This window comes from Streptomyces sp. NPDC050674 (assembly GCF_040654575.1).
In the GTDB taxonomy this organism is placed as follows: Bacteria; Actinomycetota; Actinomycetes; order Streptomycetales; family Streptomycetaceae; genus Streptomyces.
Map to the genome: position 1 here is coordinate 65,523 of NZ_JBFAIG010000025.1, position 22,565 is coordinate 88,087.

Consider the following 22,565-nt stretch of genomic DNA (forward strand, 5'->3'; position numbering starts at 1 on the left):
ATGCGTGCCGCCCGGGGCGGCACGGGTGGGCGCGGGCAGCACCCCGCTCCGCCGGGCCGCGCACCCACCCGACCTCGGCAACCACCCCGCAGCACCCGCTAACGCACCACCTCGTACAACACCTGCCCCTCCGGTCCCCGGGCCACCTCACGCAACCCGGCGCCCCGCATCCCGACCCCCGCCACGACCCACCGCACCCCGTACTCCCGCAGGATCTCCCGCCGCTCCTCCCCCGACGTCCCCCCGGCGAAGTACCTCCGCACCGCTCCCTCCCGCCGCTCCTCGTCCGGCAGGAAGAAGTCGGGATACCCGGGCGCCACCGTGTACGCCCCGTACGCCGGGATCTGCCGGGCCGGCCGGCCCTCCCGCGCCATCACCACATCCCCGTACCGCACCCAGCGCGTCATCCAGTGGTAGCCCGCCCACGGTCGCCGGTACTTCTCCGCGACAGCCGCCGGCAGTTCCCGCGGTTTCACCACGTACGCCACCGCCCCCGCCTGCGTCCACGCCCCCACCGCCAGCGCCGCGCCCAGCACGCACGCCCACCCCACCCGCACCGCACGCCGCCCGGCCTCGCACACCTCCACGGCCGCCGCGAGCTGCGCCGGAATCAGCGCCGCAGGGAGCGCCCGCCCCCAGGAGTAGTGGCCGCAGACCCCGCCGGCCGCCACCACCGCGACGCCCAGCACGAAGAACAGCACCAGCGGATCCCACCGGTCCCGCCAGGCGCGCGCCCCCAGCGCCACCACCCCGAGCAGCACCAGCCAGTAGCGCCCGAGCAGGTCCTCGTACAACGGCCGGTGCACCGCCTCCAGCCCGTCCCCCGCCCCGAACAGCGCGAAGAAGTCGTAGTACGGCCACAGCGCCAGCACCCCGAACCCCACCACCAGACCGCCGCCGAGCCGGAGCCAGACCCGCCGGTCCGGCCGGGCGGCCACCACCGTCGCGGCCGCCCCCAGGGACGCCACCACCCCGGAGAACTGGTGACACAGCAGGACGACCGCCCACAGCGCCCCCAGCCCGAGCCACCCGCCCCACCCGGCGCCGGAGCGCACCGCCTGCCCCAGCCACGCCCAGAGGTGGAAGGCCAGCCCGAGCGCGAACAGGCTCGGGTACGACACCGTCAGGGCCAGCGAGTCGAGCCCGTAGAAGCCGCTCCACTTGAACACGGCCGTCCCCCACAGGAGCAGCAGGCTCAGCAGGGCCAGCGCGGGCGCGGCCCGGTGCCCGGTCAGGGTCCGTACGTACCGCCACACCCCCGTGACCAGCAGCGCGAGCCCGGCCAGCGCACCGAGCCGCAGCACGACGAAGACCGACAGGCCGCTGACCCGGGCGACACAGCCGAGCACCAGCATCCAGGGCGAGTAGTACGGGCTCGGCGTGTCCGCGTCGACCAGCGGATCGCCCGGGTCGACCAGGTCGTGCCGCAGGCGCTGGAGCGTCGCCGCGTGCATGCCGAGGTCACCGGCCCAGGGCAGCCGGACGATGACCAGGAGCAGCAGCAGGAGGACCACCGCGGCGGCGGCCTGCGCGGCGGCGACGGCCGGTCTAGGCGCGGCGCGCATCGTGCCCGAACACCCAGGTCCGGTAGACGAGGAAGCGGAAGGCGGAGGCCAGGACGATGGACACCGCCTTGACGGCGTTGGAGGCCAGGGGCCCGGCCAGGCCGAGGCCGTGGTACCCGGCGTAGAACAGCCCGCTCTCCATGGCCACGCCGAGCGCGCTGAAGCCGAAGAACAGCGCGATCTGTCGCCCTGTCCGGGAGGCCCGGTCGCGGTAGGTGACGTACCGGAAGCCGAGGTAGTTGCCGCTCATGGCGACGAGGCTGGCCGCCACGGTCGCCACCATGGCGGCCCGGTGCAGCCCGTGCAGGAGCACGTTGAACACCACGAAGTTGACGGCGACGCCGCTGCCGCCGACCAGCGCGAAGTTCACCGCCTCGAGAACGACGCGCTTGACCGGGAGGGCGGGGACGGCCACTCGCTCCGCGGAGAGGTTCACAGTCACGCCCCAAGCCTTAGCCGGATTCGGTAAGTCCTCCAGTCGAATCGCCCTAAGGCAGGCCAAGAAGGGGCGCCCCGGGCCGGAACCGGCCCGGGGCGCCCGTCACGCCGTACGCCCTACGAGTGCGTGCGCAGCAGCGTCCTCATGGTGCGCATCGCCACCGACAGGTTGGCGAGGTCGAACGCGTCGGAGCTCTGGATCTCCTCCAGGGTGCTGCGGGCACGGCCGAGGATCGCCGCGTTCTTCTGCTCCCACGCCTTGTAGCGCTGCTCCGGCGTCGAGGTGCTGTCGCCGACCGCGAGGACGTCGGCGGTCAGCGCCGCGTGCGCCGCGTAGAGGTCCTCGCGGATGGCCGCGCGGGCCATGGACTGCCAGCGGTCGGAGCGGGGCAGCTCGATGATGCGGTCCATCAACTGGGTGATGCGCAGCCGGTCGGCGAGGTCGTAGTACACCTCGGCGACGTCCAGCGGCTCGCGGCCCATGCGGTCGGCGATCGAGACGATGTCGAGCGTCGGGAAGGCCGAGGAGAAGCCCGCCACCCGGGTGGCGAGGTCCTCCGGGACGCCGGCGCCCGTCAGCTCGTCGTAGATCTTCTGGTACCACTCCAGGTCGGCGCCGCGCAGCAGCTTGGGCAGCTGGCCCCAGACCTGCTCGACGCGGTCGGCGAAGAAGTCGACCGTCTCGGCGAGCTGGAGCGGCTGCGGACGGTTGTTGAGCAGCCAGCGGGTGCCGCGCTCCACCAGACGCCGCGAGTGCAGCCGGATGCGGGTCTGGACCTCGGCCTCGACCTTGTTGTCGAGGGACTCGACCGCGTCCCACACCGGGTACTGGCGGAAGATCGCCCGGGCGGCGGTCTGCGCCCGCACGATCTCCTCCAGCGACGCTCCGGTCTCCTCCCGCAGCCGGTGCAGGTAGGTCGTGCCGCCCGTGTTGACCGTGTCGTTCACCAGGACCGTCGTGGTGATCTCGCGGCGCAGCGGGTGGCTGACCAGGTGCTCGGGGAACTGCTCGCGCAGCTTCGTCGGGAAGTAGGCGTGCAGCAGCGTGCTGAGGTACGGGTCGTCCGGCAGCGAGGTGTGCAGCAGCTCCTCGGCGACGGTGATCTTCGTGTACGCCATCAGCACGGCCGTCTCCGGCCCGGTCAGACCCTGGCCCTGGGCAAGCCGCTCGCGGATCTGCCGGTCGGTGGGCAGGAACTCCAGCGCCCGGTCCAGGTGCCCCTCCCTGACCAGGTGCTTCATGAAGCGCTGCTGGGCGTGGAGCATGGCGCCGGACTGGGCCAGGGCGTTGGCGATGGCCGTGTTCTGCGCGTAGTTGTTGCGCAGCACCAGGTGGCCGACCTCGTCGGTCATCTCGGCGAGCAGCTTGTTGCGCTGCTTGACGGTCATGTCGCCGTCCCGGACCAGGCCGTTGAGCAGGATCTTGATGTTCACCTCGTGGTCGGAGGTGTCCACGCCCGCGCTGTTGTCGATGGCGTCGGTGTTGATCCGCCCGCCGTGCAGCGCGAACTCGATCCGGCCGAGCTGGGTCAGGCCCAGGTTGCCGCCCTCGCCGACGACCTTGACGCGCAGGTCCTGGCCGTCGACGCGGATGGCGTCGTTGGCCTTGTCGCCGACGTCCGCGTTGGACTCGGCCGAGGACTTCACGTACGTGCCGATGCCGCCGTTCCACAGCAGGTCCACCGGCGCGTGGAGGATGGCCTTCATCAGGTCGGCCGGGGTCAGCTTGGTGACCTTGGCCTCGATGCCGAGGGCCTCGCGGATGTGCGCGTTGACCGGGATCGCCTTGGCCGTGCGCGGGAAGATGCCGCCGCCGGCCGACAGGAGCTCCTTGTCGTAGTCCTCCCAGCTGGAGCGGGGCAGCTCGAACAGGCGGCGGCGCTCGGCGTAGGAGGTGGCGGCGTCCGGGTTCGGGTCGATGAAGATGTGCCGGTGGTCGAAGGCGGCGACGAGGCGGATGTGCTCGGAGAGCAGCATGCCGTTGCCGAAGACGTCACCGGACATGTCGCCGATGCCGACGACCGTGAAGTCCTCGGTCTGGGTGTCCACGCCCATGTCGCGGAAGTGCCGCTTGACGGACTCCCAGGCACCGCGGGCGGTGATGCCCATGCCCTTGTGGTCGTAGCCGGCGGAGCCGCCGGAGGCGAAGGCGTCGCCGAGCCAGAAGTTGTACTTCTCCGCGACCTCGTTGGCGATGTCGGAGAAGGTCGCGGTGCCCTTGTCGGCGGCGACGACGAGGTAGGTGTCGTCCTCGTCGTGGCGGACGACGTCCGCGGGCGGGACGACCTCGCCGGCGACCATGTTGTCGGTGATGTCGAGCAGCGCCGAGATGAACGTCTTGTAGCTGGCGATGCCCTCGGCCATCCACGCGTCGCGGTCGACGCTCGGGTCGGGCAGCTGCTTGGCGACGAAGCCGCCCTTGGCGCCGACCGGCACGATCACGGTGTTCTTCACCATCTGCGCCTTGACCAGGCCGAGGATCTCGGTGCGGAAGTCCTCACGCCGGTCGGACCAGCGCAGACCACCGCGGGCGACCTTGCCGAAGCGCAGGTGCACGCCCTCGACGCGCGGCGAGTACACCCAGATCTCGAACGCCGGACGCGGTGCCGGAAGGTCGGGGATGGCCTGCGGGTCGAACTTCATGGAGACGTAGTCGTGCGGCTTGCCGCCCGCGGCCTCCTGGAAGAAGTTGGTCCGCAGGGTCGCCTTGATGACGGTGAGGAAGGACCGCAGGATCCGGTCCTCGTCGAGCGAGGCCACCTGGTCGAGGGCCGCGTCGACCTCCTCCAGCAGCGCGTCCACGATCTCGTGCCCGGCGCGCTGCCGGTCCGGCGACATCCGCGCCTCGAACAGGGAGACGAGCAGCCGGGTGGTGTGGACGTTGTTGCGGAGGGTGTCCTCCATGTAGTCCTGGCTGAACGTCGAGGCCGCCTGGCGCAGGTACTTGGCGTACGCGCGCAGCACCACGGCCTGGCGCCAGGTCAGCCCGGCGCTCAGGACGAGGGCGTTGAAGCCGTCGTTCTCCGCCTTGCCGGTCCAGGTGGCGGCGAAGGCGTCCTGGAAGCGCTCGCGGGCGTCGTCGCCGAAGTGGTCACCGGCGCCGTTCGCGCGGGGCATGCGCAGACCGAAGTCGTAGATCCAGGCCACGCTGCGGTCCGAGCAGCGCAGCTCGTACGGCCGCTCGTCGACGACCTCGACACCGAGCCGGTTGAGGACCGGGAGCACGGCCGACAGGGAGATCGCGTCACCCGTGCGGTAGATCTTGAAGCGGCGCTCCTCGGGGGCGGCGCCCACCGGCTCGTACAGGCTGAGCGCGAAGTCCTTGCCCTCCTCGGCGTTCAGCTGCTCGAGGTGGACGAGGTCGGCGACCGCGGCGCGCGGGTTGTGGTCGGCCTTGTAGCCCTCGGGGAAGGCGTGCGCGTACCGGCGCATGGCTTCGGCCGCGTGCTCCTCGCCGAGCTCGGCGTTGAGCGCCTCGGCGAAGGCGTCCTCCCAGGAGCGGGCGGCCTCCACCAGCCGGGCCTCGATGCGCTCCTTGTCGGAGTCGGACAGCTCCGGCAGCTCGGTGCCCTGCGGGACGCGGACCACGAAGTGCAGCCGGGACAGGATCGACTCGGTGTTCCACGCCGTGAAGTCGACGCTGATGCCGCCCAGCTCCTCCTTGAGGATCTCGATGATCCTCAGGCGCACGGCCGTGGTGTAGCGGTCGCGCGGGAGGTAGACGAGGGCGGAGTAGTAGCGCCCGTACTCGTCCTGGCGCAGGTAGAGCCGCAGGCGCCTGCGCTCCTGGAGGTAGAGGACGGAGGTGACGATGGAGCGCAGCTCGTCGACCGGGGTCTGGAAGAGCTCGTCGCGCGGGTACGTCTCCAGGATCTGCGTCAGGTCCCGGCCGTCGTGGCTGTTGGGCGAGAACCCGGCGCGCTCCAGGACCTCCTCGACCTTGCGGCGGATGACGGGAACCCGGCGCACGGACTCGGTGTAGGCGGCGGAGGAGAACAGCCCGAGGAAGCGCCGCTCACCGATGACGTTGCCCTCGGCGTCGAACTTCTTGACGCCGATGTAGTCCAGGTACGACGGGCGGTGCACGGTCGCGCGGCTGTTCGCCTTGGTCAGGACGAGCAGCTTGTGCTCGCGTGCCTTGGCCCGGGCGTCGGCGGGCAGCCGCTCGAAGGACGGGCTGACCGGGTGGCTCTCCTCACCGGCGTGCTGCGGGTCCGCGCGCAGTATGCCGAGCCCGGTGCCGGGCACTGCGGCCAGGGAGTCGTCGTCGCGCAGCTGGTACTCGCGGTAGCCGAGGAACGTGAAGTGGTCGTCGGCCAGCCAGCGCAGCAGCTCGCGGGCCTCCTCGACCTGCGGGCCGGGCAGGTCACCGGGGATGGGCTCGTCCGGCAGCCCCTCCGCCAGCCGGGTCGCCGCCTCCCGCATCTTGCCCCAGTCCTCGACGGCCTCACGGGCGTCGGACAGCACGCGCAGCAGGTCGGCGGTGATCTGCTTCAGATCGGCCCGGTCGGTCTCGCGGTCGATCTCGACATGGATCCACGACTCGACGTGGGCGTCGTGCGGCAGCTCGCCGATGGCCGGGGTCGACAGGACCTCGATCAACTTGCCGGTGACATCGCGCCGCACGACGAACTGCGGGTGGATGACGACGTGGATCCCACGCCCCTGCCGCGTCAGCTCATTGGTGACGGAGTCGACGAGGAAGGGCATGTCGTCGGTGACGACCTCCACCACGGAGTGGCTGCAGGTCCACCCGTTCTCCTCCACCGTGGGCGTGTGCACCCGCACGTTGGCCGTGCCCTGGGGGCGGTTCTCGGCCAGCCGGTAGTGCGACACGGCGGCTCCGAAGACATCGACCGGGTCGCGGTCGGTGAGGTCCTCGGGGGCCGTGTGCAGGTAGTAACGCTGGAGGAACGTGAGGAGGGTCTCGCGGTCCGGGGCCTCCTGGGCGTCTGGGGTCTCCTCGCCCGTCGACCCGGTCGGTAGGTGCCCCCCGACCGGGCTGTTCTCAGCTACCCGGGCGGCCCTCTCGAGCAGCTCGGCCTTGGCTTCGTCCAGCTTGGTCTGCATTGTCCTCTGGCTCCTGTCGCGCGCCGTTGCGTGACGTAGAAGGAAGTACGGCCTCTGCGCTTACGACCTCACGTCGTGACACGGGGTATCCGGTCTGTTCCGACGCTATGCCGCAAGGTGAGATGAGCGGGGGTGTCTGAGCCAATCTTGAGCCACGCCACCGATGTGACGCTGCTCTCTGCGACGCCCGGGTACGGGTGATGCTCGGCGTCCCGGGAGTCCTCGATGCCACGTCCCGCCCGCGAAGACCAGCGACTGCCGCCCGGTCACGGATGTCGTCCGTGCTCTCCGGGCGCAAGGCAGGGACGACGGCGTCCCCGCGAACTATCGCGCTGATCACGCCACCAAGGCTATCGCTCCTTACAGGCACCGCGTCATGAGCCGTATGTGTACAAAACCAGCCCTGGAAGTTTGACGTTCTGCACAGTGCCGCTACGGGGCGCCGTCGGCGGGTCCCGGTCAGGCCGCGAGTCTCTCGGCCTCCGCGACCGCTTCCTCCAGCGTGTCCACCACGGGCACGCCGACCGCTTCCAGACTCACCCGACTGTGCGACCCGCCGGTGTACAGCACGGCCCGGGCGCCCACGTGGAGCGCGGCCACCGCGTCGTCGGCGGCGTCCCCGATCACCACGGTCCGCTCCGGCGCCACCCCGCGCAGCGACGCCAGGTGGCGCACCATGTGCTCGGCCTTGCTGCCGCCCGACGGCCCGGTGCGGCCGTCCACCCGTATGAAGTGCGGCTCGATCCCGAAGCCCCGCACCAGCGGAACGAGCTCCTCGTGCACGTACATGCTCAGGATCGACTGGCTGCGGCCCGACGAGCGCCAGCCGGCCAGCAGCTCCGCGGCCCCCACCGTCAGCCCGCACGCCGTCCGGTGCTCGGCGTAGTACCGGTGGAAGATGTCGTCCATGGCCAGCCACTCGGCCTCGGTCGGCAGCCGCCCCATCAGCCGCTCGTAGAACTTCGGCACCGGCACGCAGTACAGCTCCCGGTACTTCTCCAGCGTCAGCGGCTCCAGGCCCAGCTCGGCGAAGGCCGCGTTCGTCGCCCCGATGATCGCGTCGATGTCGTGGAACAGCGTCCCGTTCCAGTCCCAGACAATGTGCGCGCCCGTCTTCGTCCCCATGCCCGAAAACGTACCCGCCCGCACTGACAATCAAGAGAGCGGTGACTCGACGCGCCCCCTCGGCCGTGTCAGGCCCCGGCACCCACGAGGTTCGGGATCTCCTGCGTGGCGAACCACAGCAGCTCGTGGTCCTCCGCCCCGTCCACGACGAACTGCGCGTCACCGTCGCCGCCGTCCGCCGCCGGCAGCGCCTCGGCGGCCGCCGCCACATCGGTCTCGGCGTCCGCCGCGTCGACATGCACCGACGCCGCCTTGCCCAGCCGTAGCGGGCCCGCGACCCGCACCTCGCCCAGCGCCGCCGGGTCGGGCCCGCGGCCGGGATCCGCGCTCGCCGCCCGGTCGGCCACGTCGACGGCGACCACGACCCGGCGCCGCGGCGCCTCCGGCTCGGCCGCCAGCAGCCGCAGCGAGGCGAGCGCGGCCCGGCCGAGCGCCGCGTACTCCAGCTCCTCGATGTCGTCGGAGACGTACCACTCGCGCAGCGCGGGCGTCACGGCGTAGGCGACGAACGGCCCGGCTCCCAGCTCACCCGTCCTGTGGGCCTCGGCGAGACCGGGGAGGGTCAGGGGCACGTAGACACGCATGGCTGGCCGCTTTCGTGGTCGTGGTCGGAGAGCTCCAAACGGCCTTCAGGATACGTGCGGGGCGTCCCCTTTCGAGTCCCGCCCCGAGCCGCCGGACGCGTCCACCCCGGGCCGGGAATTCACCCGGTCCACCCCCACGCCCATGGGCTCCGCACCCTCGACATCACCCTGATAGGTGAACCTTTGCGGCCCTCGCGACCCGGGTCCCGCCTCCTTGCCGCCGCCCCCGTCCGCCCCGTACAAGATCAGCGACCCGAAGTTACTCCCCGGTATCCACCGGACCCACGAAACGGGGACCCCCCATGCGCAAGGTCATGACCAGGACCCGCCACCGCCTCACCCCCCACCCACCCGCGAGCCCCACGAACACGCCGCCCCCGCCGCTTCCGGCAGGGCCCACCGACCCGACGCCCCTGCGGTCGGCGGCAAGGCCCACCGACCCGACGACCCCACGGCTTCCGGCGAGGGCCACGGAATCGACGCCCCCACGCCCGCCCGCGCTGGCCACCGGCCAGGGGGCCGGACAGCCTCCCGCGAACAGCCCACAGCCCCCGGCTACCGACGCGTCCAACGGTCGTGACCGAAGCGCCCGCAGCGCCACCGGCACCCGCAGCCCCCTCGCGGACACCGCATCCCGCACGCCCCACGACTACGGAGCCACAGCCCCCGCCCCTCTCGGCACCACACTGTCCCTCCCCTCCGGCGCCCGCGCCGGGCGACCCCTCCCCGCCGCCGCGGCGGCACCCCCGCGTTCGCCCGGCGGCGGCCGCGCGCGTCCTGCGGCGGCCGGGGGCCGTCCGCCGGTCTCCCACCGCTCCAGGAGCCCGCGTACGCGTCCGGCCGACACCCGTCCGCCCACGCCCTCCACGACCCGCTCCGCACCCCGCACAGCCCCTCGCAGGCCCGCGGAGGACACCACCCGGGTGCGCACGGGCCTCACTCCGCCGGGCTCCGCCGAGAGCGCCCCACGCGTCCCCGCCCAGGGCTCCGCTCGGGCGACGGTTCCCCAGCCCCTGCCCACCGACGTCTTCGCCGACCTCCTCGTCGCCGTGCTGAGCGGACACCGCCCCGTCCACTCGATGCTCCGCCACACCCGCGGTCGCGCCTACGACGAACTGGCCTGGCTGGCGGAACGCGGCCCCCTGCGCACCCGTGGCGCCCGCCCCGTCGTACGGGACATCGGCTACTTCGAGCCCCGCCCGGGCGCCATCGAGGCCTTCGCCCGCATCGGCGCCGGCGACCGGCTGCGCGCCATGGCCTTCCGCCTGGAGCTGGGCCAGGACCTCCGCTGGCGCTGCACGGCGGTGGAACTCGGCGGCCCCCGCCCACCCCGCCCGGCGTACGAGTGAGGGCGTCGAAACAGAGGGGCCGGACACCCTCGGGTGTCCGGCCCCTCACATCGCTACGCGGCAGGCGTCACTTCTTGCGGCGCCCGCGGCTGCGCGCCTGCTTGCGACGCTCCGCACGCGTCAGGCCGTCGGCCTCGGAACGCACCGGCTCGCCGTCCTCGGTGAAGTCGCCCTCGATGGTGCCGCCCTCGCCGTCGACCGTCGGCGCGGAGAAGTGGAGGTTGCGCCGCTGCGGCACGTCGAGGCCCTTGGCACGGATCTCCGGGCGGGAGCCCGCCTGCGCCGGCACCGCGTCGTGCTTCTCCAGGTCGGCCACCGGCTTGGTGTCCTCGACCGGGACCTCCTCGACCTGCTGTTCGACCTGGACCTCCAGGTTGAACAGGTAACCGACGGACTCCTCCTTGATGCCCTCCATCATGGCGGTGAACATGTCGAAGCCCTCGCGCTGGTACTCGACCAGCGGGTCCTTCTGCGCCATGGCGCGCAGGCCGATGCCCTCCTGGAGGTAGTCCATCTCGTAGAGGTGCTCACGCCACTTGCGGTCGAGGACCGACAGCACGACCCGGCGCTCCAGCTCACGCATGATCTCGGAGCCGAGCTGCGCCTCACGCGCCTGGTACTGCTCGTGGATGTCGTCCTTGATGGAGTCGCCGATGAACTCGGCGGTCAGTCCGGCGCGGTCGCCGGCCGCCTCCTCCAGCTCCTCGACCGTGACATTGCACGGGTAGAGCTGCTTGAACGCGCCCCACAGCCGGTCGAGGTCCCAGTCCTCCGGGAAGCCCTCGGCGGTCTCGGCCTGGACGTAGGCGTCGATGGTGTCGTCCATGAAGTGCTGGATCTGCTCGTGCAGGTCCTCGCCCTCCAGGACGCGGCGCCGCTCGCCGTAGATGACCTCGCGCTGACGGTTGAGGACCTCGTCGTACTTCAGGACGTTCTTGCGGGTCTCGAAGTTCTGCTGCTCGACCTGCGACTGGGCGGAGGCGATCGCGCGCGTGACCATCTTGTTCTCGATCGGCACGTCGTCCGGGACGTTCGCCATCGACATCACACGCTCGACCATCTGCGCCTTGAACAGCCGCATCAGGTCGTCGCCGAGGGAGAGGTAGAAGCGGGACTCGCCCGGGTCGCCCTGACGGCCGGAACGACCGCGCAGCTGGTTGTCGATGCGCCGCGACTCGTGCCGCTCGGTGCCGAGCACGTAGAGGCCGCCGAGCCTCTCGACCTCTTCCTTCTCCGCCTTGACGGCCTTCTCGGCCCGCTCGAGCGCCTCCGGCAGGGCCTGCGCCCACTCCTCGATGTGCTCCTCGGGGTCGAGACCGCGCTGGCGCAGCTCCGCCTCGGCGAGGTCCTCGGGGTTGCCGCCGAGCTTGATGTCCGTACCACGGCCGGCCATGTTCGTGGCCACCGTGACCGAGCCCTTGCGGCCGGCCTGGGCGACGATCGTCGCCTCCCGGTCGTGCTGCTTGGCGTTGAGCACCTCGTGCTGGATGCCGCGCTTGCTGAGCTGCTGCGAGAGGTACTCGGACTTCTCGACGGAGGTGGTGCCGACGAGGATCGGCTGGCCCTTGCGGTGCTTCTCCTCGATGTCGTCGACGACCGCCTCGAACTTGGCGACCTCGGTCCGGTAGATCAGGTCCGACTGGTCCTTGCGGACCATCGGCCGGTTGGTCGGGATCGGCACCACGCCGAGCTTGTAGATCTGGTGGAACTCGGCGGCCTCGGTCATGGCCGTACCGGTCATGCCGCACAGACCGGGCTGTTCCTTGCCGCTGTGGTCGTGGCGCTTGTAGAGGCGGAAGAAGTTCTGCAGGGTGATCGTGGCGAGCGTCTGGTTCTCGTCCTTGATCGGCACCGCTTCCTTGGCCTCGATCGCCTGGTGCATGCCCTCGTTGTAACGGCGGCCCGCGAGGATACGTCCGGTGTGCTCGTCGACGATCATGACCTCGTCGTCGATGATGACGTAGTCCTTGTCCTTCTTGAAGAGCTCCTTGGCCTTGATGGCGTTGTTCAGGTAGCCCACCAGCGGGGTGTTCACCGACTCGTAGAGGTTGTCGATGCCCAGCCAGTCCTCGACCTTGGCGACACCCGACTCGTGGATGGCGACCGTGCGCTTCTTCTCGTCGACGTCGTAGTCGCCGGTCTCCTCGATGCCCTTGAGCGGCTGGCCGGCCTCGCCGCGCTTGAGGCGCTTCACCAGCTTGGCGAAGTCCCCGTACCACTTTGTGGCCTGGTCGGCCGGGCCGGAGATGATCAGCGGCGTACGGGCCTCGTCGATGAGGATGGAGTCGACCTCGTCGACGATGGCGAAGTTGTGGCCGCGCTGGACGAGCTCGTCCTGGGACCACGCCATGTTGTCGCGGAGGTAGTCGAAGCCGAACTCGTTGTTCGTGCCGTACGTGATGTCGCAGGCGTACTGCTGGCGGCGCTGAGCCGGCGTCATGTTGGCGAGGATGCAGCCGACCTCCAGCCCCAGGAACCGGTGGACGCGGCCCATCATCTCGGAGTCACGCTCGGCCAGGTAGTCGTTGACCGTGATGATGTGGACGCCCTTGCCGGACAGCGCGTTGAGGTACGCCGGCAGCGTGCCGACGAGGGTCTTGCCCTCACCGGTCTTCATCTCGGCGACGTACCCCATGTGCAGGGCCGCGCCACCCATCATCTGCACGTCGTAGTGACGCTGGCCGAGGACGCGCTTGGCGGCCTCGCGGACGGTGGCGAAGGCCTCGGGCAGCAGGTCGTCCAGGGTCTCGCCGTCGGCGTAGCGCTGCTTGTACTCATCGGTGAGGGCGCGCAGCTCGGCGTCGGAGAGGTCGACGAAGTCCTCTTCGATGGAGTTGACCTGGTCCGCGATGCGGTGCAGCTTGCGCAGGATCTTGCCTTCGCCTGCACGCATGATCTTCGAGAGGACGGACACGGGGGTTGGTCTCCTTGCCGGTCGGGCCTGGGACGGTCGGTTACCACTTGACTTACTGAGCAACGGCCATCGTATGCGAGGACCCCACCGCGCCGGGAGGGCCTGCCGTGACGGCGACCGTCCGTTGCTTCCATTCTGATTCACGTCTGCTTCACAGGGACAACGTCCGGCCCCCTCGGATGGTGCCGCACCTCTCGGCCCGATTGCACGAAGCGTGATGACCTCCTCACCCACCGCACGGGTCACTCGCCGCACACCGATGACATGAAGACCGGCCTGCGCGCACAATCGGCCGATGGACCCCGTCACCCTCACCACGGACCGCCTGCTGCTGCGCACGGTGGGCCCCCAGGACACCGACGCCGTGTACGAGGCCTGCCAGGACCCCGACATCCAGCGCTGGACCACGATCCCCTCGCCCTACCTGCGCGAGCACGCCGAGAACTTCACGGAGCGCCTGGTCCCGGACGGCTGGGCGGACGGCTCCATGTTCACCTTCGGTGTCTTCCCGCACTCCGGAGAACTGGCGGGGATGCTCGGGATCACGATGCGCTCCCCGGGCATGGGCGAGATCGGCTTCTGGGCCGCGCACCGGCACCGCGCCAACGGCTACATCACCGAGGCCGCCCTGACCGTCTGCCGCTGGTCGTTCACCCGTGCCGCACTCGACCGCGTCGAATGGCGCGCGGAGGTGGGCAACCGCGCGTCCCGCGCGGTGGCGGAACGAGCGGGCTTCACGATCGAGGGCACGCTGCGCTCCGCGACGAACAACAAGGGAGTGCGCCGCGACACCTGGGTGGGCTCCCTGCTCCCCTCGGACCTGGGCCTTCCGTCGACGGCCCCGTACCTGCCGGCCCGCTGACGGCTCGGCCCGGCCGGTGAATCCACAGGCCTCTCCGTGTTGTCAGTCCCACCCCCTAGTCTGCGACCATGACCACCCCGCGCCCCACAGCAGACCTCTCCGCAGACGAGGCCCGCCGCATCGCGCTTCGCGCGCAGGGCTTCCTCGGCGCTCCCGACCGTCGTTCCGGCGTCCGCGGCGTTCTCCGTCATCTGGGCGCGATACAGCTCGACACCATCTCGGTCCTGGCCCGCTCCCATGAGCTCGTGCCGTACGCCCGCCTGGGCGCGGTGGGCCGGAAGACGGTCGAGGACGCCTACTGGCGGGACACCCACTCCTTCGAGTACTGGTCCCACGCCGCGTGCATCCTCCCCATCGAGGAGTGGCCCCACTTCGCCTTCCGCCGCCGTGCCTACCGCAACCGCCCGCACTGGAACCACGAGCTCCCGGACGGCGTCTACGACCAGGTCATCAAGCAGCTCCGCTCCGAAGGCCCCCTGACGGCCACGGAGTTGGGCGGCGCGAAGAAGACGAACGACTGGTGGGACTGGTCCGGCACCAAGGTCGCCGTCGAACGCGCCCTGATGTACGGCGAGGTGGTGTGCGTCGAGCGCCGCGGCTGGAAGCGGGTCTACGACCTCGCCGAGCGGGCCATCCCGGAGCAGCACCTGCACGACGAGCTGGACGACACCGAGTGCCTGCGCCGCCTGGTCGCCCTGGCGGGCCGGTCGCTGGGGGTCGGCACCCGCGCGGACATCGCCGACTACCACCGCCTCAAGGGAGAGCAGTTCGACGCGGTGATCGCCGACTCGGGCCTGGTGCCGGTCTCGGTCGAGGGCTGGGGCAAGCCGGCGTGGGCCGACCCCGCGGCTCTGGAGACGCCCCCGCGCGGCCGCCACCGCACCACACTGCTGTCGCCCTTCGACTCCCTCATCTGGGAACGGGCGCGCACGGAGCGGATCTTCGGCTTCACGCACCGCCTGGAGGCCTACGTCCCCAAGCAGAAGCGCATCCACGGCTACTTCGCGATGCCGGTGCTGGCCGGCGGCCGTCTCGTCGGCCGCGTCGACCCGGCCCGGGAGGGCCGCACTCTGGTGGCCAAGCAGGTCACGCTCGACGGCCCGAAGGCGGTCCCGGCCGTCGCCCAGGCCCTGGCCGAGGCGGCGACCTGGGTGGACTGCACAGACGTCCGCGTGGAGCGGGTCGACGTGCCCGACCTGCGCGAGCCCCTGGCCAAGGAACTGGCCGGCCTGCTCAGCTGAGGGCGGACTCGGCCGGCCCGGGGGACCCGTCGGACCTAGCGGATCTCGAGGATCTTCTCCCGCATCGCGTACACCACCGCTTCCATCCTGGAGTGCAGCTGGAGCTTCTCCAGGATGTTGCGGACGTGGTTCTTCACGGTGTTCTCGGAGATGAACAACTCCTTGGCGATGTCGCGGTTGTTCATTCCCGTGGCGACGAGCTTGAGGACTTCGAGTTCCCGGTCGGTCAGGCGCGGCGCGGGCACCAGCCGTCGTTCGTCGGTGCGCTGGATCATCGACTTGAACTCGGTGAGGAGTTTCGACGCCATGGACGGGCTGATCTGCGACTGGCCGTCGGCCACCGCGCGAATGGCGGTGGCCACCTCGTCCGTGGAGATCTCCTTGAGGAGATAGCCGGTCGCGCCCGCCTTGATGGCGTCGTAGAGATCGGCTTCCTCATCGCTGATCGTCAGCATGATGATCTTGGCGCTGGGTGCCACCTCCTTGATGGAGGTGCACGCCTCGATACCGCCCCGCTTGGGCATCCGCACGTCCATCAGGATGATGTCGGGCAGCAGGTCGGCGGCCTTCTCGACGGCCTCGGCGCCGTCGCCCGCCTCCCCCACGACCTGGATGTCCTCCTCGGCCGCGAGCACGATCTCCAGACCACGACGGAACAGGGCGTGGTCGTCCACCACGAGGACTCTGATCGGTTCCTTGCGTGGAGTCCCCGAGTCCGGGCCCATGGCGACGACGCCGTCGCCGGCGTCCTCACCACGCATCGGTCCGAAGCTGTCCGCCATCGTTCCTCCCCCTGAAGGCTGTGGCCTGAGGTCCTGAGCCATCGCCAACCCAGAGCAACGACCCACCGGTTGGGCCGTGGCCACCATGATTTCATGCCCGGACGGCACCGGGGTGCCGGAGCGGGGCGCGAAGTGGTCGCACGGGGGTGCCCCTGGGGGCGCACACGCGCTCCAGGGGCACCTGTTCCACTGTCACCCGGCGCGGTCAGCCGCCGAGCGCACCGCCCGCGTCGGGGGAGTGCGCCTGGGTGACCATCGTGTCCGTGCTGAGGTGGATCACGCCGTAGTCGTAGGCGTGCCGTCGGTAGACGACACTCGGTTCCTTCGTCTCGGAGTCGACGAACAGGTAGAAGTCGTGCCCGACCAGCTCCATCTCGTAGAGAGCCTGGTCGAGGGTCATGGGCGCTGCCACGTGGGTCTTCTCGCGGACGACGATGGGGCCGTCACCCTGCACTTCCAGCGAGCCGATCTTCTTCGTCGGTACGGCCTCGGGCTCTTCCTCGGAGGCCGTCACCAGGCCGTTTCCGTTGAGCGTCGCCACGCCCGGGACATGATCGGCGACCTCGGCGGCCGGGATGCGGCGCGCACCACGGCGCGAGTACCGCTTGTCATGCTGCCTGCGCAGCCGGGCTTCCAGCTTTTCCGCCGCCAGGTCGAGCGCCGCGTACGGATCGCTCGCCGCTGCCTCCGCCCGGATCACCGGGCCGCGGGAGCGGAGCGTGATCTCCACTCGGTCACAACGGTCGGCCTGCCGGGGATTGGGCTCCTTGGACACCTCGACGTCGAGGCTGATCACCTTGCCATCGAGCTTCTGGATCTTCTCCAGCTTCAGCTTCTCGGCCACGTGCTTCCGGAACCGCTCGGGCACCTCGGTCTTGCGGCCCTTGACGACGATGTCCACGCAGAACTCCGTTCCCGGATCGCTCCGCTTCGCCGCGGAGCGTCTCCCTTTTGCACCAGGCTCCGGTGAGTCCCGGAACCTCGGACTCGGTGACTTCCACCTCCTCCCCCGAGAGCGAGATCTCCACTCCACCGGCGCGGGTGATGAAGAAAAACCCGCAGCACGGCATTCGGATTTGAGAGGTGTGGCCTGCGGCTTTCCCTCTCAACCGAACATATCTCGCCCGGACGGATGTCGTCACCCTCTACTGCGGCGTACCTCCGTTCAGGTGAATAGGCCCTCTCGTTACCTGCAACGACACAAGATCTCAGTCAGTTCCGGTTTATTTCAAAAGAGTCCGGTGATGCCGCGACGACCGCCGCGCACAGCACGTCGACGACTGCGCCGGCGTCACCTGCGCCCGCGTGCCCCTGCCGGGCGGGCCGACGGCCCGTCCTCTCTCGCCTTGATCCGATGTTCTGTTCCTCTCTGCTTTCCCACGTCTCACCCCCGTACACGGCCGAAGTGCACGCGGCGTTTGAAATCAGCCCCGTCCCCCCGCAGGGGGTCGCATACATGTACGACACCGCCCGTACGGCTCGCGCGGCCTCCGCCAGGGAGGCCCCGGTGGTCATCACGTCGTCGACGAGGACGACCGGTCCCCCGCCGAGCAGCCGGGCCCCTCCCGGAACCACCGCAAGCGCTCCGGCGAGATTGTCCGACCGCTGCCGGGAGTTGAGCCCCGACTGGTCGGCCACGGCCCGCCGCTGCCGCAGCACACCGAGCACCCGGGCCGGAACCCCCCTGCGCCGCAACTCCACCGCCGCCGCGAGCGCGATCCGTCGCGCCGGATCGTGCCCCCGGGCCCGCACGGCCCGCCGCCCGGACGGCACGGGCACGAGCAGCAGCGGCACCCGGCCGCCCCAAGGCCACGCCGGACCGGCCGCAGCCGGATCCGGGGTGCCCCGGAGCCCCGCCCGCACGGCCCCGGCCAGGGCCGCCCCGAGCGGTCCGGCCAGCGCCAGGGCACCACGCTCCTTGTGAGCCAGCAGCGTCGCCCTGACCTCGTCCGCGTACCGGGCCGCCGCGTGCACCACGGGCAGCCCAGGCGGCTCGGGCACCGGCCGCACCCGGCGCGCCGCCGCTCCGCTCAGCACCGCACGGCACCTCGCGCACAGCACCGTACGAGGCTCACCACAACCCCCGCACTCACCCGGCAGCACCAGGTCGGTGAGGTCCTGCCACCACCCCCGCATGACCACCACTGTGCCGACTCGGGCCCGGCCCGGCCACCCCTGTGGACAACCCCCTGTGGACAACCCACCCGGCCACAACCTGCTCGTCCCCCACACGAGCGAAGCCCGTACGAGAGCCTCGCCCCGACGGGCCCAGGCCCGTCACACGCCCCGGCATCCGGCCCGTACGGCCTGCACGTCGTCATGCGCCGCCCCTGCACGGGTCCGGTCGGCCGGCACGAGCCCGGCCCTGCACGGGCCTGGTCGGCACGAGCCCGGTCGGCACGGGCCGGCACGGGTGGCACCCCCGCAGCACCGGAGGGAACACCGGCGGGAACGCCGACGGCCGCCCCTCCCGGGTTTCCCCGGCAGAAGCGGCCGTGAGACGGTCGCGTACGCGGAGGGGCAGGCGCACACGACCGGAGGGACCGGCACACCGCCAACGCGCCGGCCGCCCCCACACAGCACGCCCCGGCGGCATCCGCCACCGGGCGCGCACGCCTCACCCCGGATAGACCGGTGCCGTCCCCTCCGTCACCTTCTGCCACTGCTCGCCCGAGGGCAGCCGGACGATGCCGTCCACCGAGTACGCCACCAGCGGCAGCCGGTCGTCCTCGGCGGCCGTGACGTCCTTGACGCCGGTCAGGGCCGCCGGCGCCGGTACGTCCGGCGTGGAGCCGTCGACCTGGACGTACCGCATCTGCTCGACGCCGCCGTGCTCGCGCCCGACCACCACGAGCCGGCTGTCACCGGCCCACGACATGGCCGTGACCTCCTCCAACCCCGGTGTCGCGGAACGCAGTTCGACCACCCTGACGGTCTCGCCCCCGCCCCGCTTCTCCTCCCGCTCGATCAGCCCGATGAGCAGGGTCTTCTTGCCGCCCTTCTCCACGACGAGCGCGATCCGCACCCCGTCGGCGGCCACGCGCACGGACTGGATCCGGCCGTCCAGGTGCGGCATGCGCACCTCCACCGGGTCGCCCTTGCCCTCCTCGAGGAGGAGCAGCCGCGGACGGTCGGGGTCGCGGTCGGCCACCCACAGACCGTCGTCCGCGTCCCAGCTGGGCGTCGTCAGCCGGTCCTTCTCGGCCCGGCCCTGGCTGCGCAGTACGGGCTCGCCGAGCGATCCGCCCGAGACCAGCGACCCCACGTACAGCGACCTGCCATCGAGACCGACACCGGCGGCGGTGTGCTCGTCACGCGAGACCGCCACCGACCGCAGCGCCGTGTCGCCGTCGCCGAGCGCACCGGGCGCCGGGTCCGGGTCGGTGTCGCTGTTGCCTGCGGCGATCCGGACCAGCCGGTGCTTGCCGTCGAGGAAGTACAGGTAGTCGGGGTGCCGCGCCGAGCTCCGGGAGGCCGCCGCGTCGGCCCCTCCCTGCGTGAGCGAGCACAGCTGCGCCCCGCCGGCCCGCAGCTCGACCTCGTCCACCGCCGGGCTGAGGTTGCGCAGCGTGAAGAGCAACTGGGCGGCCATCTCCTCGCACCGGTTGGTGCCGATGCCCGCGGCCTTGTCGTTGAGCGGGACCGTCAGCTTGTTGCGGTCGTCGGGTGTCAGCGAGCCGGCGTCCTTCGCCAGCGCCGTACCGGTGGGGAACCCCGACCTGACCACGGGCCCCAGCCAGCGCGAGGGCCCCTCGAGCAGGGAGTTCACCATCTGCGTCATGGGCTCCACGCGCCGGCGCACATAGACGGGGTCGGCGACCGCCGTGGGCTGCGACTTCGACCCGGCCGCGTCGGTGTTCGAAGCGAAGTAGTACTTGCTGACGGACATGTAGTTGCGCTGGAAGTCCGACTCACCCATCACGACGCCCTGCGGCAGCGCGTCGATGCGCCACTGCCGTTTGTCGTCCTGCGTCAGGTGCACACTGCGGCCGTACGCCCCGGTCGCGGGCGCGTACGCCTGCTGCGCGTCGACGGTGGCGACCTTGGTGCCGGTCAGCATGTACGTGATCTCGCCGCGGTCCTCCGCGCCACGACCCGGCTCGGGCTTGGCGCCCGGCCCGTCCGCCAGCACCGTGGCGGACGCCTCGGGCCGCCAGGTCTTCGCGGCCTCACGGGTCAGGTACTGGCGCGCCGTCTTGTAGTGCGGATCGTCACTGGTGAGCGCCTCCAGGAAGCCCTGCACGATCTCCGAGGGCGGCGCGTTCTCCCCCGGCTGCACGGCGAACACCCGCACCTGCGTCTCCTGGCGCGGAGTGGACTCCACGCCCCGCAGATCCCCGCTGTCCGGCATCGAGGCACATCCGGCCAGCACCAGAACACCTCCGGCGGCGTACACCATCACGCGCGCGTGCCTGCGCCGGCCACGCCCTTCGCGGTCAGCGCCCACGAGATGCCTCCCCCTGCCTGTCCACGTCCCCGCGCCCGGTCTCCCGGCCGCCCGGCCCCGCTGAGCGGTCCTCCGCGTCACGCGGCCCGTTCACGGCCGTTTCCCGGCCGGTTCCGGCCCGGCCGCCGGTGTCCTCGTAGCGCGCGACCCCCTCCGGGCCGCCCGCGCTCCGGCCGGAGACGGACTGCTCCGCCCCCGCCGGTTCGTCCTGCCGCCGTGCGCCCGACGCCGGCCTGGGCACCACGCGCGAGCCGTTGCCGGGCAGGGCCGTCGGATCCGCCGTCGGGGAGACGCGCGGCGGTATCGGGTCCCGCTTCGCGCCCTGCGGCACCGAACCGCTCACCGGCTGCGCCGGCACAGTCGCCCGCTTCTCGCCGTCCCCACCGCCGCACGGCAGGCCGGCGTCGTCGAGACCCCGGTTGCGCCGCGAGTCCTTGGGCTCCAGCGGTATCGGGGAGCCCCGCAGCGGCTCGTCGGCCGTCCTGGGCAGCGTCAGCCGGAACTGCGAACCGCCACCCGGCTCCCCCCACGCCTGCAGCCAGCCACCGTGCAGCCGCGCGTCCTCCAGGGCGATCGAAAGCCCCAGACCCGTACCACCCGTGGTCCGCGCGCGGGCCGGGTCGGCCCGCCAGAAGCGGCTGAACACCCGGGTCGCCTCGCCCGGCTTGAGTCCGACCCCGTAGTCCCGCACCGCCACGGCGACGGCACCACCGGCCGCCGCGAGCTTGACGACGACATCCCTGCCCTCGCCGTGCTCGACGGCGTTGACGACGAGGTTGCGCAGGACCCGCTCCACGCGCCGGGCGTCGGCCTCGGCGACGACGGGCTGCTGATCCCCGAGGACCCGGATCCGCGTGCCCTTGCGCTCCGCGAGCGGCTCGGCCCCGCTGACCACCCGCCGTACGACGTTCCTGAGGTCTATCGGCTCCGCCTCCAGCGCCGCGGCGCCCGCGTCGAACCGGCTGATCTCCAGCAGGTCGGCGAGCAGCGACTCGAAGCGGTCCAGCTGGTCGGCGAGCAGTTCCGCCGACCGGGCGGTCACCGGGTCGAAGTCCACACGGGCCTCGTGGATGACGTCGGCGGCCATCCGGACGGTCGTCAGCGGCGTCCGCAGCTCGTGGGACACGTCCGACACGAACCTGCGCTGCATCCGCGACAGGTCCTCCAGCTGGCTGATCTTCAGCTGGAGGTTCTGCGCCATCTTGTTGAAGGCCTCACCGAGCCGGGCGATGTCGTCCTCACCGGTGACCTTCATACGTTCCTGGAGCCGCCCGGCCGACAGCCGCTCGGCGATGCCCGCCGCCATCCGCACCGGCGTGACGACCTGCCGCACGACGAGCCAGGCGATGGCCCCGAGCAGCACGACGACGAACAGCCCGGCCGTCGCCAGCGTGCCCTTGACCAGGCTGAGCGACTTCTCCTCCTGGGTGAGCGGGAAGAGGTAGTACAGCTGGTACGGGTCGCCGTTGGGGTCGCTGACCTGCTTGCCGATGACCAGGCCCGGCTGGGAGTCCTTGGTCGCGTTGTTGTAGGTGATGCGGGTGTAGCTCTGCGCGGCCGTCGTACTGCTGTCGATCCGCTCGCGCAGGTCGGCGGGCACGCTCCTGCTCCAGTCCACCTCGCCGGAGGCACGCTGCCCACGGCCGCCCGCGCCGTCCGCGCCGGAGGCCGGCAGGGTCACCACTTCGAAGGCCCCTTGGCCACCGCTGGACAGCGAGGAGACGAGTTCGCTCATCCACGGGCCGACATTCTGCGTGGGCCGTCCGTCCGCCGTGGCGATGTCGGCGCCGGTGCCGCTCGCCGCCTCGTCGGCCCGCTGCTCGGCCACCGCGAAACCGCCCGTGGCCTGGCTCTGCGACGCCTTCACCTTGGCGTCCAGCAGGCCGTTGCGCACCTGTCCGATGACGACGAAGCCCAGCAGCAGCACCACGCCGAGCGACATCAGCAGCGTGGTGACGACGACCTTGAGCTGGATGTTGCGCCGCCACAGCCGCATGACCGGCAGCAGTGGCCTGCGCACCCACCGCATGAACAGGCGGATGACCGGACTGCCCTGAACTCCGCCCTGGAGCAGCAACCCGCTCTCCAGGAACCGCCCCCAGCGGGAGCCGGACTTCTTCCGCCCGACAGGCCGCCCCGGGCGGGCCCCGGACCGGCCGGGCGCCGAAGCGGCACTGTCGCCGGACAT

General features: G+C 71.3%; 14 protein-coding genes. 3 read left to right on the forward strand and 11 right to left on the reverse strand.

The genetic code is table 11. From position 1 onward, the window contains the following. Nucleotides 1-98: 98 nt before the first annotated feature. From AB0I06_RS31325 to AB0I06_RS31345, 5 genes are all read right to left on the reverse strand, one after another. Complete coding sequence (locus AB0I06_RS31325) at nt 99-1,565, reverse strand: hypothetical protein (protein ID WP_363122222.1); 1,467 nt, start codon at nt 1,563-1,565, stop codon at nt 99-101. Further along, nucleotides 1,549-2,007, reverse strand: a complete 459-nt coding sequence (locus AB0I06_RS31330; protein WP_363122223.1) for a GtrA family protein — start codon at nt 2,005-2,007, stop codon at nt 1,549-1,551. Before AB0I06_RS31330 ends, AB0I06_RS31325 begins: the two co-directional genes overlap by 17 nt. A gap of 113 nt (nt 2,008-2,120) precedes the next feature. Further along, nucleotides 2,121-7,073: an NAD-glutamate dehydrogenase gene (locus AB0I06_RS31335; RefSeq protein WP_363122224.1), complete on the reverse strand. Its 4,953-nt coding sequence runs from the start codon at nt 7,071-7,073 to the stop codon at nt 2,121-2,123. Between the two features lie 459 nt (nt 7,074-7,532). Then, nucleotides 7,533-8,198, reverse strand: coding sequence for an HAD hydrolase-like protein (locus AB0I06_RS31340; protein ID WP_363122225.1), 666 nt, complete (start codon nt 8,196-8,198; stop codon nt 7,533-7,535). Nucleotides 8,199-8,266: 68 nt separating this feature from the next. Beyond that, the gene (locus tag AB0I06_RS31345; protein WP_363122226.1) at nt 8,267-8,782 is read right to left on the reverse strand and encodes a hypothetical protein; all 516 of its coding nucleotides are present in this window, start codon (nt 8,780-8,782) and stop codon (nt 8,267-8,269) included. 686 nt (nt 8,783-9,468) lie between these two features. Here AB0I06_RS31345 and AB0I06_RS31350 point away from each other — a divergent pair. Next, a complete protein-coding gene (locus AB0I06_RS31350) occupies nt 9,469-10,131 on the forward strand; it encodes an Rv3235 family protein (protein ID WP_363122244.1) in 663 nt (220 codons plus the stop codon). Nucleotides 10,132-10,198: 67 nt separating this feature from the next. Here the strand turns inward: AB0I06_RS31350 and secA are convergent, their stop codons facing one another. Further along, nucleotides 10,199-13,045 (reverse strand): preprotein translocase subunit SecA, encoded by a 2,847-nt coding sequence (secA, locus tag AB0I06_RS31355; protein WP_363122227.1) that lies wholly within the window; start codon nt 13,043-13,045, stop codon nt 10,199-10,201. Between the two features lie 295 nt (nt 13,046-13,340). On the opposite strand from secA, the gene AB0I06_RS31360 reads away from it, so the two are divergent. Then, the gene (locus AB0I06_RS31360; protein WP_363122228.1) at nt 13,341-13,907 is read left to right on the forward strand and encodes a GNAT family N-acetyltransferase; all 567 of its coding nucleotides are present in this window, start codon (nt 13,341-13,343) and stop codon (nt 13,905-13,907) included. Between the two features lie 68 nt (nt 13,908-13,975). Next, nucleotides 13,976-15,148 (forward strand): crosslink repair DNA glycosylase YcaQ family protein, encoded by a 1,173-nt coding sequence (locus AB0I06_RS31365; protein ID WP_363122229.1) that lies wholly within the window; start codon nt 13,976-13,978, stop codon nt 15,146-15,148. 35 nt (nt 15,149-15,183) lie between these two features. On the opposite strand, the gene AB0I06_RS31370 is transcribed toward AB0I06_RS31365, so the two are convergent. The 5 genes from AB0I06_RS31370 to mtrB all read right to left on the reverse strand — a co-directional run bounded on the left by AB0I06_RS31370 (nt 15,184) and on the right by mtrB (nt 22,565). Next, nucleotides 15,184-15,930 (reverse strand): response regulator transcription factor, encoded by a 747-nt coding sequence (locus tag AB0I06_RS31370; protein ID WP_363122230.1) that lies wholly within the window; start codon nt 15,928-15,930, stop codon nt 15,184-15,186. A gap of 205 nt (nt 15,931-16,135) precedes the next feature. Beyond that, nucleotides 16,136-16,831 carry a ribosome-associated translation inhibitor RaiA gene (gene raiA / locus AB0I06_RS31375; protein WP_161364089.1) on the reverse strand — a complete coding sequence of 232 codons (696 nt, stop codon included), beginning with the start codon at nt 16,829-16,831 and terminating at the stop codon, nt 16,136-16,138. Nucleotides 16,832-17,142: 311 nt separating this feature from the next. Continuing rightward, entirely contained in the window at nt 17,143-18,066 is a 924-nt protein-coding gene (locus AB0I06_RS31380) for a ComF family protein (RefSeq protein WP_363122232.1), read from the reverse strand. Nucleotides 18,067-18,547: 481 nt separating this feature from the next. Then, a complete protein-coding gene (locus AB0I06_RS31385; RefSeq protein WP_363122233.1) occupies nt 18,548-20,377 on the reverse strand; it encodes an LpqB family beta-propeller domain-containing protein in 1,830 nt (609 codons plus the stop codon). Next, complete coding sequence (mtrB, locus tag AB0I06_RS31390; protein ID WP_363122234.1) at nt 20,367-22,565, reverse strand: MtrAB system histidine kinase MtrB; 2,199 nt, start codon at nt 22,563-22,565, stop codon at nt 20,367-20,369. The genes AB0I06_RS31385 and mtrB overlap by 11 nt, the downstream gene beginning before the upstream one ends.

Excerpts from the sequence above, each read along its gene's own strand:
- AB0I06_RS31335 (WP_363122224.1), bottom strand. The coding sequence starts at position 7,073 with ATGCAGACCAAGCTGGACGAAGCCAAGGCCGAGCTGCTCGAGAGGGCC.
- AB0I06_RS31325 (WP_363122222.1), bottom strand. The coding sequence starts at position 1,565 with ATGCGCGCCGCGCCTAGACCGGCCGTCGCCGCCGCGCAGGCCGCCGCC.
- AB0I06_RS31340 (WP_363122225.1), bottom strand. The coding sequence starts at position 8,198 with ATGGGGACGAAGACGGGCGCGCACATTGTCTGGGACTGGAACGGGACG.
- AB0I06_RS31345 (WP_363122226.1), bottom strand. The coding sequence starts at position 8,782 with ATGCGTGTCTACGTGCCCCTGACCCTCCCCGGTCTCGCCGAGGCCCAC.
- AB0I06_RS31360 (WP_363122228.1), top strand. The coding sequence starts at position 13,341 with ATGGACCCCGTCACCCTCACCACGGACCGCCTGCTGCTGCGCACGGTG.
- AB0I06_RS31370 (WP_363122230.1), bottom strand. The coding sequence starts at position 15,930 with ATGGCGGACAGCTTCGGACCGATGCGTGGTGAGGACGCCGGCGACGGC.
- AB0I06_RS31380 (WP_363122232.1), bottom strand. The coding sequence starts at position 18,066 with ATGCGGGGGTGGTGGCAGGACCTCACCGACCTGGTGCTGCCGGGTGAG.
- mtrB (WP_363122234.1), bottom strand. The coding sequence starts at position 22,565 with ATGTCCGGCGACAGTGCCGCTTCGGCGCCCGGCCGGTCCGGGGCCCGC.
- AB0I06_RS31365 (WP_363122229.1), top strand. The coding sequence starts at position 13,976 with ATGACCACCCCGCGCCCCACAGCAGACCTCTCCGCAGACGAGGCCCGC.